This is a genomic window from Cereibacter changlensis JA139, from assembly GCF_003034985.1.
GTDB classification, from domain to species: domain Bacteria; phylum Pseudomonadota; class Alphaproteobacteria; order Rhodobacterales; family Rhodobacteraceae; genus Cereibacter; species Cereibacter changlensis.
In genome coordinates, this window is record NZ_PZKG01000013.1 from 1 (window position 1) to 12245 (window position 12245).

Here is a 12245-nt window from a genome sequence, read left to right on the forward strand (position 1 = left end):
TTGCGCAAGGTGAGGGGATCAGGGTTTCGGCGCGCGGCGCCAGAACCGGGTCATCAGCAGGACGGCGGCGACGGTGAGGCCGATGACGAGGCCCATCCAGAGGCCGGCCCCGCCGAGGCCCAGCGGAAAGGCGAGGATGTAGCTCGCCGGGATGCCGATCAGCCAGTAGCTTATGGTGGCGAGCAGCATCGGCACCCGCGTGTCGCGCAGGCCGCGCAGCAGGCCCAGCGCCATGACCTGCAGCGCGTCGGCGATCTGGAACAGCGCCGCCAGCGCCAGGAGCACCGAGCCGAAGGCGATGATCGCGGCGGAATCCGGGTTGGCGCGGTCGAGGAACAGCGCCACGATCGGCCCCGGCAGCGTCAGGAACAGCGCCACCATGCTCAGGCCGAAGCCGAGCGACAGGCCGATGGCCACTTTCGCCCCGTCACGCAGGCCCTTCGCGTCGCCCCTGCCCTGGGCGCGGCCGGCGCGGACCGTGGCGGCGTTCGACAGGCCGAGGTGGACCATGAAGGCCAGGGCCGCGATCTCCAGCGCGATGCCATGGGCGGCGAGCTCCACCGTGCCGATCCAGCCCATCATCAGCGCCGAGGCCTGGAAGATGCTGCCCTCGGCGAGGCCGGTGAGGCCGATCGGCCAGCCCAGCGCGAAGACCTGGCGCAGCGCCTGCCAGTCGGGCCGCCAGAAGCGCTGGAACAGGTGGAAGCGGCGCAGCGCCGGCAGGAGCGCGGCATAGGCGCCGAGCACCGCCAGCGTCAGCAGCTGCACCGCCACCGAGGCGATGGCCGCGCCGCGCACGCCGAGCTCCGGCGCGCCGGCATTGCCGAAGATCAGCAGCCAGTTCAGCGCGACATTCAGCCCGACCGCCGCCAGCGTGGCCCAGAGCACCACCTGGGCGCGCTCCAGCGCCGCGAGGTAGCTCTTCAGCACCATGACCAGCAGCGCCGGGATCATGCCGAGACCGGCGATGCGCAGGTAATCCTCGGCCAGCTGCGCCACCTCGGGGTCCTGCCCGGCGGCGCGCAGGATCGGGCCGGCGTGCCAGAACAGCGGGTAGCAGATCAGCCCGAAGCCGATCGAGAGCCAAAGCCCCATCCGGGTGTCGCGCCGCACCTGGGCCTCGTCGCCGCGGCCGAGCGCCTGTGCCACCATCGGCATCACCGCCTGGGCGAAGCCCGAGCCGAGGATGAAGACGATGAAGAACAGCGAGGCCCCCAGCACCACCGAGGCGAGCTCGGTGACGCCGTACCAGCCCAGCATCACCGTGTCGGCGACATGCAGCGACATCTGCGCCAGGTGGCTGCCGATCAGCGGCAGCCCCAGCGCCAGCGTCGCGCGGGCATGGCCGGTGAGGGTGAGGGGACGGGTCATGACGATCCCCTATCCTGTGCCGGCCCTCCCGGCAATATGCCGCGAAATCGGGCGGTTTCGAAAGCTCATCCCCGCGGCTTCCGGGCAAGGAGATCGACCGGCGCCGAGCGTCCGACAGGGGCGCGGCCCTCGGCGATCTCGGCGTCGCGGTTTCCGGTCCTGCGCCTGCAAAGGACTGCGTCATGGGGCTGCGCGCAGTCCCGTTCCTTCATTGCTCCAGCCGCTGCTCGACCAGGACATCCCGGCCTTCGGCCAGCGCTGGGGGCCTTGAGCTCTGCCAAGCCCAGGCGGCGGGTGCAGGGACAGTGGCCGGATGTGCAGGACTGCGGATCGCACGGGGCCGACCGCGAGGCTATAGCCGGGCCTGCGCAGCAAGCCCCGGCAGCCAAGCCTCGAAACTGCAAAGGCCTTGCAGCAATGGAAAAAGGGGCGACGGCCGTCCTTCGCGCCGTCGCCCCCCTTGGTACAAAGGTCTTGTTCACAAAGCTGAATTGGAAAAGGTCTTCGGCACAGGACCGTGGTAGCGCTCGGCGCGTTTCCGCGCATACCCCATCTGCGGTAGGTCGGGCCTCGAGGGGCGGTTAACTTCACTCAGCGGGGCAGAATTTCGCCCAGCCGGTCCAGCGCCTGCAACCAGCGCGAGACGAACAGCAACTGGCCGCTGTGCGACACCATCTCCACTTCAACCTCCGGAAAGTCCCGGGCGAGATCGCGAATCGTCGGCGCCGGCGCACCGGGGTCGGCGTCGCCCTGCAGCAGCAGGATCGGAACCCGGCAGGCGCGCAGCAGGCCCGACCAGTCCTTCTGCGCCCCGATCATGTCGCGAGCGAAGGCGTCATGCGCCGAGGCGCGCGCCCCGAGGCAGATCTCAGAGCCCTGCAGCAGCGCGTCGCGCAGCTCCGGATCGGCCAGCACGGCGAGATCGGCAGCGGAGCCGGCCAGCGCCTGGGTCAGCAGCGCCTGCTTGCCCCGCCGCCGGCCCAGCGCGAAGGCGGCCTGGATCAGGAAACCGAGCATCCGCGGGGCGGAGCGGGCGTTCACCGCGACGAAGCGCTGCCAGGGGCCCAGCCGGTCGCGCTGCGCCGGGCTGCGCAGCGGCAGTCGGGCGGCGCAGCCGAGGATGCCGGTCACCCGCCCCGGGTGCAGCAGCGCCAGATTGGCGGCAAAGCGCAGATCCGCCCCCAGCGCCAGCACCGCCACCCGCTCCAGCCCCAGATGGTCCAGCACCGCCGCGTAATCCAGCGTCACCGCGGTCAGCGGGTCGCTGCCGCGGGAGGGCGGGTCGCTGCGGCCGTAGCCGGCGCGGATCGGCGCGATGACCCGGATCCCGCGCGCCGCCGCCTCGCGCTCGGCGGCGGCCGGCCAGCGGCTGAAGCCGAATTCGGAGGGCATGTAGAGACAGGCGGCGCCTTGGGGATCGCCGAACTCGATCCAGTCCAGCCGCCGGCCGTCCGGCAGCACCAGCGTCCGTGGCGGCGCCGTCTCCGGCAGCGCGCCCAGCGCCGGCGGCTCCAGCGGGCCGAGCGGGGTCAGCGCGAGGTCCATCAGCCCCAGCACCACCCGCACCAGCTCGGCCTGGGAATGGGTCTCGGTCTTGGCGAGGATCGAGCGCATCTGGGTCCGCACCGTGTCGACCGAGCGGGCGCGAACCTCGGCGATGTCGCGGATCGGCAGGCCCAGCGTCACGCCGCGCACGATGTCCACCTCGGCCGCGGTCAGGCTGAAGGCCTGCTGCACGGTCTCGGCGAAACCCTCGGGCCAGACCAGCTCGGTCGACAGCACCAGCGCCAGCGGCCTGAGCTCGGCGCTGTCGGCCGGGCTGACCCGCAGGATCACAGGCCCGCCGGTCAGCGTCGAGCGCAGGCGCAGCGTGATCAGCCGCTCGGCCCGGCGCGAGGCCACCCGGCGGATCGCCGCGGTCAGCGCCGCCCCGTCGGCGGGGTCGAAGGGCAGCGCGCTCAGCGGCGCGCCCTCGGTGATGCGGAAGGCCAGCGCCGCCGCCCGGTTGCAGGCGGCGATCCGCAGCACCCCATCGCTGACGAAGGCGGCCAGCCGGGGAATGCCGTCGAGCAGCGCGCGGATCCCGGTCTCGGCCCGGGCCGCCGCCAGCCGGCCGAGGAACTGCGAGGCGCGGCGCAGATGCGCCTCGATCTGCGGATCGTCGAGGGAGCCATGCGGCAGCGCCGCGGCATGGCGTTGCCAGGCCTGGGCCAGCGCGCCGAGTCGGCTCGGGTCCAGCGCAACCTCGTAGAGCAGGCCGATGATCTCCGCCCGGCGCTCGCGGACGGGATCCTCCTCCGTCATGGTTTCCTCGCGCTCCCCCATGACCGGAATGCTACGTTACGTCACCTAAAATCCCAATGAAATAAACGCTCTACCGGAAGTTGCGCCTTCCTGTCGCAGCACCACCGCAAGAGAGGCGCAGCCCCCTTTTCCTTCCCCCGCGGCAGGTCTAGGGTCACGCTGTCCCACGGAGGTTCCCATGCTCACGATCTACGGCGTCTACCGCTCGCGCGCGTCGCGCCCGCTCTGGCTTCTGGCCGAACTCGGCCTGCCGTTCCGCCACGTCCCGGTGATCCAGGCCTACCGGCTCAGCGACGCCACCGGCCCCGACGCGCCGCTGAACACCGCCTCCCCCGAATTCCTCAAGGTGAACCCGCTGGGCCAGATCCCCTGCATGGACGCCGACGGGCTGGTGCTCACCGAGTCTCTGGCGATCACGCTCTACATCGCCCGCAACCACGGCGGCCTGTTCGGGCCGCAGACACCGGCGGAAGGCGCGCTGATGACGCAATGGGCGCTCTTCGCCGCCACCTCGCTGGAGGGACCGTCGCTGGAAATCCTGTTCATCCAGCAGGACGGCGGCGACGCCACCCGCGAGGGTCAGGCCGGTCTCGCCATCGCCGCGCAGAAGCTGCGCCGCCCGCTGAAGCGGCTGGAGGATCATCTCGCGGCGCATGACTACCTGATGGGCGACCGCTTCACCGTGGCCGACATCAACACCGCCGAATGCCTGCGCTACGCCCAAGGCCATGCGGCGCTGATGGAGGAGCACCCCAAGGTGAAGGCCTGGCTGGAACGCTGCCAGTCCCGCCCCGGCTTCCAGAGCATGATGCAGAAGCGGCTCGAAGAGCCTGCATGAGCCCTGCGCGCCCGCCCTCCCGGCGGGCGCAGCTTGCCTTTTGTGTATTTCAGTGTATATTCCACCGCACAATGCACAGGAGGTCCGCATGACCCGTCTTCTGACGCCGCATATCGCCACGATGACCGAATTGCGTGAACCGCATAAGGTGCTGGAACGCTCGGGCGGCAAGCCGGTGGCGATCCTCAAGAACTCGGCGCTGGTCGGCTACCTCGTTCCCGCCGATGCGGTCGCCAGCGAAGAGCCGCGTGCTGCCACCCGCGAAGAGGTGATGGAAAGCCTCGCGCGCCGCCGGGCGGTCAACCAGCCCGTCCTCGACTACCTCAAGGACAAGTGAGTTTCCCGTTTTGAGCCCGTTTTGAGCCCGTTTTGAGTCTGTGCAGATGTTCCAGGTGCTGACCCTCGATCTGGTCGAAGCGATTCACGATGCCGTTCTGAACCCCGGGGAACTCACCGGGCGCGCCGGCGGCGCCTCTCTCGAAGGGGCGCTCGCACGCGTGGACAACCGGCTGGCCTACGGTCTCGTGGTCGATGTCTTCGACCTCGCCGCCGCCTATGCCGTCGCCATCGCCCGCGGCCATTGCTTCAACGACGCCAACAAGCGCACCGCCCATCAGTCCATGGACGTCTGTCTTGACCTCAACGGTGTCCAGATCGCATGGCAGGCAGAGGATGTCGGCCCCGTCATCATCCGCGTGGCGCAGGGTCACATGGATGAATCCGCCCTCGCCGACTGGCTGCGTGCGAAATCCCGCTGACCCCAGATCTTGCGAACCCCTCGCTTGGGATGCTCTACTGCTACCCCAACAAGACTTAAAGAGAATCGAGCACCCAATGGCCAACGATCTCCTCTCCGGCCAGCCGGAAACCTATGACGCCTCCTCCATCGAGGTGCTGGAAGGGCTGGAGCCCGTCCGCAAACGCCCCGGCATGTATATCGGCGGCACGGACGAGCGCGCCCTGCACCACCTCGTCGCCGAGGTGCTCGACAACTCGATGGATGAGGCCGTCGCCGGTCACGCCACACGGATCGAGGTGGAGCTGCACGCCGATTACTCCATCACCATCCGCGACAACGGCCGCGGCATCCCGATCGACCCGCATCCGAAATTCCCCAACAAATCCGCGCTGGAGGTCATCCTCTGCACGCTGCACTCAGGCGGGAAATTCTCCGGCAAGGCCTACCAGACCTCCGGCGGCCTGCACGGCGTCGGCGCCTCGGTGGTCAACGCCCTCTCCGACACCATGCGGGTCGAGGTCGCCCGCAACCGCGAGCTCTACGCCCAGAGCTTCTCCCGCGGCATCCCGCAGGGCCCGGTCAAGATGATCGGCCCCGCTCCGAACCGCCGCGGCACCTCGGTCACCTTCCACCCCGATCCCGAGATCTTCGGCCACCTCCAGTTCAAGCCCGCCCGCCTGCTGAAGATGGTCCGCTCCAAGGCCTATCTCTTCTCCGGCGTCGAGATCCGCTGGAAATCCGCCATTGCCGACGGCGATACCCCGCAGGAGGCCGTGTTCCACTTCCCCGGCGGCCTCGCCGACTACCTCGCCGAACAGCTCAGCAGCGCCACCACCTATGCCGAGAAGCCCTTCGCCGGGAAGATCGGCTTCCAGGAGAAGTTCAACATCCCCGGCTCGGTCGAATGGGCGATCAACTGGACGCCTGCGCGCGACGGCTTCATCCAGTCCTACTGCAACACCGTCCCCACCCCCGAAGGCGGCACGCATGAAAGCGGCTTCTGGTCAGCCATCCTCAAGGGCATCCGCGCCTATGGCGAGCTGGTCAAGAACCGCAAGGCCGACCAGATCACCCGCGACGACATGCTCGCCGGCGGCTGCGCGCTGATCTCGGTCTTCATCCGCGAGCCGCAATTCGTCGGCCAGACCAAGGACCGCCTCGCCACCGAAGAGGCCGCGCGCCTGGTGGAAAACGCCGTGCGCGACCATTTCGACAACTGGCTCGCCGCCAACACGAAATCCGCCGGGGCCATCCTCGATTTCCTCGTGCTGCGCGCCGAGGAACGCCTGCGCCGCCGCCAGGAAAAGGAAACCGCCCGCAAGACCGCCACCAAGAAGCTGCGCCTGCCCGGCAAGCTGACCGACTGCACCTCGAAGACCCGCGAGGGCACCGAGCTCTTCATCGTCGAGGGCGACTCGGCCGGCGGTTCCGCCAAGGGCGCGCGCGACCGCGAGACCCAGGCCCTCCTGCCGCTGAAGGGCAAGATCCTCAACGTCCTCGGCGCCGCCTCGGCGAAACTGAACGACAATTCGGAAATCCGCGACATCTGCGAGGCGCTCGGCGTCTCGATGGGCACCCGCTTCAAGGTCGACGACCTGCGCTACGACAAGATCATCATCATGACCGACGCCGATGTCGACGGCGCCCATATCGCCTCGCTGCTGATGACCTTCTTCTACACCCAGATGCGCCCGATGATCGACAAGGGCCACCTCTACCTCGCCTGCCCGCCGCTCTACCGCCTGACCCAGGGCGCGCGGCGGATGTATGTGGCCGACGACGTGGAGAAGGAGCTGTGGCTCGCCAAGGGCCTCGGCGGCAAGGGCAAGATCGACGTGCAGCGCTTCAAGGGTCTGGGCGAGATGGACGCCAAGGACCTCAAGGACACCACGATGAACCCCCTCACCCGCAAGCTGATCCGGGTGAGCATCGACGAGGACGAACCGGGCGAGACCGGCGATCTGGTGGAGCGGCTGATGGGCAAGAAACCCGAGCTGCGCTTCCAGTACATCCAGGAGAACGCGCGCTTCGTGGAGGAGCTCGACGTCTGATCTCCCCCGGGGCTTAACCTCCCTGTAACCACCGCTGCGACAGGATGGGCGTCACGCTTGACGCCTTAATGTATGCATATTAAATGTGGGACTGGGACGAGGAGAAGCGCCGCAGCAACCTCGCCAAGCATGGCGTGGATTTCGCGGCTATCGAAGATTTCGAATGGTCTTCGGCGCTGATCCGAACCGACGCGCGGCGCGACTACAGTGAACTCCGCGAGGCGGCTCTCGGGCTGATCGGACCGAGAGTGCACTTCGTCGCCTTCACGCGCCGAAGCGGGCGCATTCGGATTATCTGCCTGCGCAAGGCGAATGGCCGGGAGGAAAAGCTATGGATCGCAGAACGAGGAAGCTAGCGCCGATCTCCCCCGAGGAAGACGCCGCGATCACCGCCGCCGCCGAGTCGGACCCGGACACCTGGATCTGGACCGAAGAGGATTTCGCCCGCGCCCGCCCGGTCACCGATTTTCCCGAACTGGTGGAGATCCTGCGCCGCCACGGCCGCCCGGTGCTGCCCGAGGAAGAGCGCAAGCAGCGCGTCACCATGTATCTCGACCGCGACGTGCTTGCCCGGCTGAAGGCCGGCGGCAAAGGCTGGCAGACCCGCGCCAATGCCAAGCTGCGCGAGGCGCTGGGGCTCTGACGGCCCCAAGAGGCCCGCCGCAGGAGACGGGTGGGTGAAACTCCACCCTACGCCTCACTGACGGCGTCCTGCCGAGTGGCAGCACGCATGGTGGGGTGAAACCCGCCCTACGCGTCACTCAAGACATCCGTCCCCTTGGCGCCTCCATCGGCGCGGCATCCACCACGCCTCGTAGGGTGAGGTTCCACCCCACCCCTCCCCAACGCCCATAAGGGGCGAATTCATTGCGCAAGCCCCGTAGGGTGCGCATTCATTGCGCACCCTTGTAGGGTGGGGTTCCACCCCGCCCCCACCCGGCGCTTCACTTCTCCTGCAACCCCCGCACATATTGCTCCAACTGCACCAACCGGATCGGCGTCGGCGTCAATATCCCGTCGCCGCTGTCGAAGGGCACCAGATCGCCTTCCAGAAGCGGCCCGAACTCCGGCATCACCCGGCCCTGCGGCTTCGCATAGCCCCAGATCTGCGCCATGATCTCGGTGCCCGGGTAATGGCCGTTGTTCTTCGCCGACAGCGTCGTCAGGTCCGCCGGCTTCTGGTCGAGCATCGCCGCCATGTCGCCGTCGCCCTTGCCGCCGAGCCCGTGGCAACCGGCGCAGAGCGCATCGAAATCGGATTTCCCCGTCGGGGTCTCGGGCGGAACGCAGGCCGCAAGCGTCGCGGCGGCGAGGGCAAGGATGAGGCGGGATGGCAGGCGCATGATGTCCTCCTGAGGCTCGGCCCAGCACAACAGAAGCCGGGCGCCCGCTCCATGACGCAGATCATGGCGGGGCAAATGGTTTAAAATTCGTTAAGCGAAATCGGCTTTTCCCGTGAAATCAGGCATTTGCCGCCCGTTTCACGCGTGAAAATCACACGACCCGCCCCGCCTCCAGCCGCACCACCCGGTCCATCCGCGCCGCCAGCTCCAGATTATGCGTGGCGATCAGCGCCGAAAGCCCGGTCTCGCGCACCAGATCCATCAACACGCCGAAGACCTGATCCGAGGTGCCGGGATCGAGGTTCCCGGTGGGCTCATCCGCCAGCAACAGCCGCGGGCCGTTCGCCATGGCCCGGCAGAAGGCCACCCGCTGCTGCTCGCCCCCCGACAGCGCCGCCGGCCGATGCCCCGCCCGCGCCGCGATCCCGACCCGTTCCAAGAGCTCCCCGGCCCGCGCCGCCGCCGCCGCCCGCGGCACCCCGTTCGCCAGCTGCGGCAACACGATGTTCTCCAGCGCCGAGAACTCGGGCAGGAGGTGGTGGAACTGGTAGATGAACCCCACATCCGCCCGCCGCGCCTCGGTCCGGGCCCGGTCCGACAGGCCCGCCATGTCTTCCCCGCCGATCTCCACCACTCCCTCGTCGGCGGTATCGAGCAGCCCCGCGATATGCAGCAGCGTCGACTTCCCCGCCCCCGAGGGCGCGACCAGCGCCACCACCTCGCCCCGCGCGACCGAGATCGTCGCCCCGCGCAGCACCGTCACCTCGCCGGGCTTGCCCTTGTTGTAGGCCTTGCGGAGCCCCTCCAGCCGCAGCATCGTCTCACTCATAGCGCAGCGCCTCCACCGGGTTCATCCGCGCCGCCCGCCGCGCCGGAAACAGCGTGACGATGAAGGACAGGCCCAGCGACAGCGAGACCGCCGAGAGCACGTCCACCGGCTGCAGCTTGGCCGGCAGGGCATAGATGCCGCGGATCGACGGATCCCAGACCCCGCCCCCGGCGACGTAGTTCACGAGGGAAAAGATCGGGTCGATGTAGATCGCGAAGAGACAGCCGAGAAGCACCCCCATCGCCGTGCCGATCAGCCCGGTCGAGGCGCCGCAGATGAAGAACACCCGCAGGATCGAGCCCTCGGTCAGCCCCATCGTCCGCAGGATGCCGATGTCGCGGCCCTTGTTCTTCACCAGCATGATCAGCCCCGAGATGATGTTCATCGCCGCGATCAGCACGAGGATCGACAGGATGATGAACATCACGTTGTCCTCGATATCCAGCGCCCTGAGGAAGCTCCCCGCCGAATCCCGCCAGGTCCAGAGCATCGACCCCTCGCCCGCCGCCTGCATCAGGGGCAGCGCCAGCGCGTCGACCTCTTCGGGCTCGGTCACCATCACCTCGATCTCGTCGGCGACGCCCTCGCGGTTGAAATAGCTCTGCGCCTCGGCGAAGGGCAGGTAGATCCGTGTCCGGTCGATGTCGTAGCGCCCGGCGGTGAAGACATAGACCACCTCATAGGCCGAGACCCGCGGCGAGGTGCCGAAGGCGGTCTTCACCCCGTTGGGCGAGATCAGCCGGATCCGGTCGCCGACCGTCACCCCCAGCTCGCGCGCGATGCCGGAGCCGATGGCGATGCCCTCGTCGTAGCGCCCGATATCGCCGAAGGCGTCGGCGCCGATCCCGACCCGGGGGATCGACTTCAGATCCTCGGCCCGCATGCCGAAGACCTCGGCGCCGAGGTTGGTCTCGCCCGCCGTCACCATCACTTGCCCCTTCACGAGGGGGGCGGCGCGGGTGACACCCGGCACCGCCGCCACCCGCTCGGACACGGCGTCATAATCCTCGAAGCCGCGGATCATCTGCCCGGTCTCGGTGACGCGCCCCGCCGAATAGACGGTGACATGGGCATTGGCGCCGAGGATCGTGTCGACGAATTCGGCGCGGAAGCCGGCGCGGACGGCCAGCGTGGCGATCAGCGCGAAGACGGCGAGGGTGATGCCGATCAGGCTGATCCAGGTCATCACCGACACGCCGCCCTCGGCGCGCCGGGCGCGCAGGTAGCGCCAGGCGATCATCCACTCGAATCCGGCGAAAGGCGCGGTGCGCTTGGCCATGGGTCGCTCCTGTTGAAGACCGGGACCCAAGATCCTTCAGAAGGATCTTGGGAAAAATCTTCTGAAGATTTTTCCGGCTCAGATCCCGGCGTAGATCTGGACCAGCCGCTCGATCGCGTCGCCGGCAGACATCTCCTCGCTGACGCCGGTGCGGCGCGAGGTCAGTTCCACCTTGCCATTGGCGATGCCGCGCGGGCCGACGGTGATGCGCCAGGGCAGGCCGATCAGGTCCATCGTGGCGAATTTCGCCCCGGCCCGCTCGTCGCGGTCGTCGTAGAGCGGGTCGAGGCCCTTGGCCTTGAGATCGCGGTAGAGCCCCTCGCAGGCCAGATCGGTCGAGCTGTCGCCCTGCTTGAGGTTGACGATGCCGACGCCGAACGGGGTGACGCCCTCGGGCCAGATGATGCCCTTGTCGTCATGGCTGGCCTCGATGATCGCGCCAAGCAGGCGCGAGACGCCGATGCCATGCGAGCCCATGTGGACCGGCACGCGGCTGCCGTCGGGGGTGACGACGGTCGCGCCCATCGGCTCGGAATATTTGGTGCCGAAGTAGAAGATCTGCCCGACCTCGATGCCGCGCGCCGACTTGCGGCGCTCTTCCGGGATCGCGTCGAACAGGGCCGCGTCATGGGTCTCGTCGGTGCGGGCGTAGAGCGAGGTGAACTCCTCCATCACCGCCTGGCACTGCGCCTTGTCGTCATAGTCGATCTCGCGCTGGCCCAGACGGATGTCGGTCACGGCGCTGTCGTAGAACACTTCGGATTCGCCGGTCGCGGCCAGCACGAGGAATTCATGCGTGTCATCGCCGCCGATCGGGCCCGAATCCGCGCGCATCGGGATCGCCTGCAGGCCCATGCGCTCGTAGGTGCGCAGGTAGCTCACCAGATGGCGGTTGTAGGCGTGCAGCGCGTCTTCCTTGGTCAGGTCGAAGTTGTAGCCGTCCTTCATCAGGAACTCGCGACCGCGCATCACGCCGAAGCGCGGGCGCATCTCGTCGCGGAACTTCCACTGGATGTGGTAGAGCGTCAGCGGCAGGTCCTTGTAGCTGCCCACATGGCTGCGGAAGATGTCGGTGATCATCTCCTCGTTGGTGGGCCCGTAGAGCATCTCGCGCTCCTGCCGGTCCTTGATGCGCAGCATCTCCTGACCGTAATCGTCGTAGCGCCCGCTCTCGCGCCAGAGATCGGCCGGCTGCAGCGTCGGCATCAGCAGCGGGATGTGCCCGGCGCGGGCCTGTTCCTCATGCACGATCTGCTCGATCCGGCGCAGCACCTTGAAGCCGAGCGGCAGCCAGGAATAGATGCCCGCCGCCTGCTGCTTGATCATCCCGGCGCGCAGCATGTAGCGGTGCGACACGATCTGCGCCTCGGCGGGGTTCTCTTTCAGGACGGGCAGGAAGTAACGGCTGAGACGCATGAGGAAGCCCCTGTGAACTGGCGTGGTTGGGAAGGGGTTTAGGCGAGCGGCGAAGGGCAGGCAAGCGCTGCCGGC

General features: G+C 68.2%; 12 protein-coding genes. 6 read left to right on the forward strand and 6 right to left on the reverse strand.

Annotated features, from left to right (window positions below; translation table 11 throughout):
* Positions 1 to 18 precede the first annotated feature (18 nt).
* Positions 19 to 1371, reverse strand: a complete 1353-nt coding sequence (locus tag C5F48_RS04690) for an MATE family efflux transporter (RefSeq protein WP_107662753.1) — start codon at positions 1369 to 1371, stop codon at positions 19 to 21.
* Between the two features lie 591 nt (positions 1372 to 1962).
* Positions 1963 to 3675 carry a bifunctional helix-turn-helix transcriptional regulator/alpha/beta hydrolase gene (locus C5F48_RS04695; protein WP_107662754.1) on the reverse strand — a complete coding sequence of 571 codons (1713 nt, stop codon included), beginning with the start codon at positions 3673 to 3675 and terminating at the stop codon, positions 1963 to 1965.
* 178 nt (positions 3676 to 3853) lie between these two features.
* On the opposite strand from C5F48_RS04695, the gene C5F48_RS04700 reads away from it, so the two are divergent.
* The 6 genes from C5F48_RS04700 to C5F48_RS04725 all read left to right on the forward strand — a co-directional run bounded on the left by C5F48_RS04700 (position 3854) and on the right by C5F48_RS04725 (position 7946).
* A complete protein-coding gene (locus tag C5F48_RS04700; protein ID WP_107662755.1) occupies positions 3854 to 4513 on the forward strand; it encodes a glutathione S-transferase family protein in 660 nt (219 codons plus the stop codon).
* 88 nt (positions 4514 to 4601) lie between these two features.
* The gene (locus tag C5F48_RS04705; protein WP_107662756.1) at positions 4602 to 4850 is read left to right on the forward strand and encodes a hypothetical protein; all 249 of its coding nucleotides are present in this window, start codon (positions 4602 to 4604) and stop codon (positions 4848 to 4850) included.
* A 46-nt stretch (positions 4851 to 4896) separates the two neighbouring features.
* Positions 4897 to 5271: a type II toxin-antitoxin system death-on-curing family toxin gene (locus C5F48_RS04710; RefSeq protein ID WP_107662757.1), complete on the forward strand. Its 375-nt coding sequence runs from the start codon at positions 4897 to 4899 to the stop codon at positions 5269 to 5271.
* Between the two features lie 76 nt (positions 5272 to 5347).
* Entirely contained in the window at positions 5348 to 7303 is a 1956-nt protein-coding gene (gene parE / locus C5F48_RS04715; RefSeq protein WP_107662758.1) for a DNA topoisomerase IV subunit B, read from the forward strand.
* Positions 7304 to 7386: 83 nt separating this feature from the next.
* Positions 7387 to 7659, forward strand: coding sequence for a BrnT family toxin (locus C5F48_RS04720; protein ID WP_107662759.1), 273 nt, complete (start codon positions 7387 to 7389; stop codon positions 7657 to 7659).
* Complete coding sequence (locus C5F48_RS04725) at positions 7635 to 7946, forward strand: BrnA antitoxin family protein (RefSeq protein WP_107662760.1); 312 nt, start codon at positions 7635 to 7637, stop codon at positions 7944 to 7946. Before C5F48_RS04720 ends, C5F48_RS04725 begins: the two co-directional genes overlap by 25 nt.
* 301 nt (positions 7947 to 8247) lie before the next feature.
* Here the strand turns inward: C5F48_RS04725 and C5F48_RS04730 are convergent, their stop codons facing one another.
* The 4 genes from C5F48_RS04730 to proS all read right to left on the reverse strand — a co-directional run bounded on the left by C5F48_RS04730 (position 8248) and on the right by proS (position 12170).
* Positions 8248 to 8646: a c-type cytochrome gene (locus C5F48_RS04730; RefSeq protein ID WP_107662761.1), complete on the reverse strand. Its 399-nt coding sequence runs from the start codon at positions 8644 to 8646 to the stop codon at positions 8248 to 8250.
* Between the two features lie 151 nt (positions 8647 to 8797).
* Positions 8798 to 9475 (reverse strand): ABC transporter ATP-binding protein, encoded by a 678-nt coding sequence (locus tag C5F48_RS04735; protein ID WP_107662762.1) that lies wholly within the window; start codon positions 9473 to 9475, stop codon positions 8798 to 8800.
* Entirely contained in the window at positions 9468 to 10754 is a 1287-nt protein-coding gene (locus C5F48_RS04740) for a lipoprotein-releasing ABC transporter permease subunit (protein ID WP_107662763.1), read from the reverse strand. Before C5F48_RS04740 ends, C5F48_RS04735 begins: the two co-directional genes overlap by 8 nt.
* A gap of 78 nt (positions 10755 to 10832) precedes the next feature.
* Positions 10833 to 12170: a proline--tRNA ligase gene (gene proS / locus C5F48_RS04745; RefSeq protein WP_107662764.1), complete on the reverse strand. Its 1338-nt coding sequence runs from the start codon at positions 12168 to 12170 to the stop codon at positions 10833 to 10835.
* Positions 12171 to 12245 lie beyond the last annotated feature (75 nt).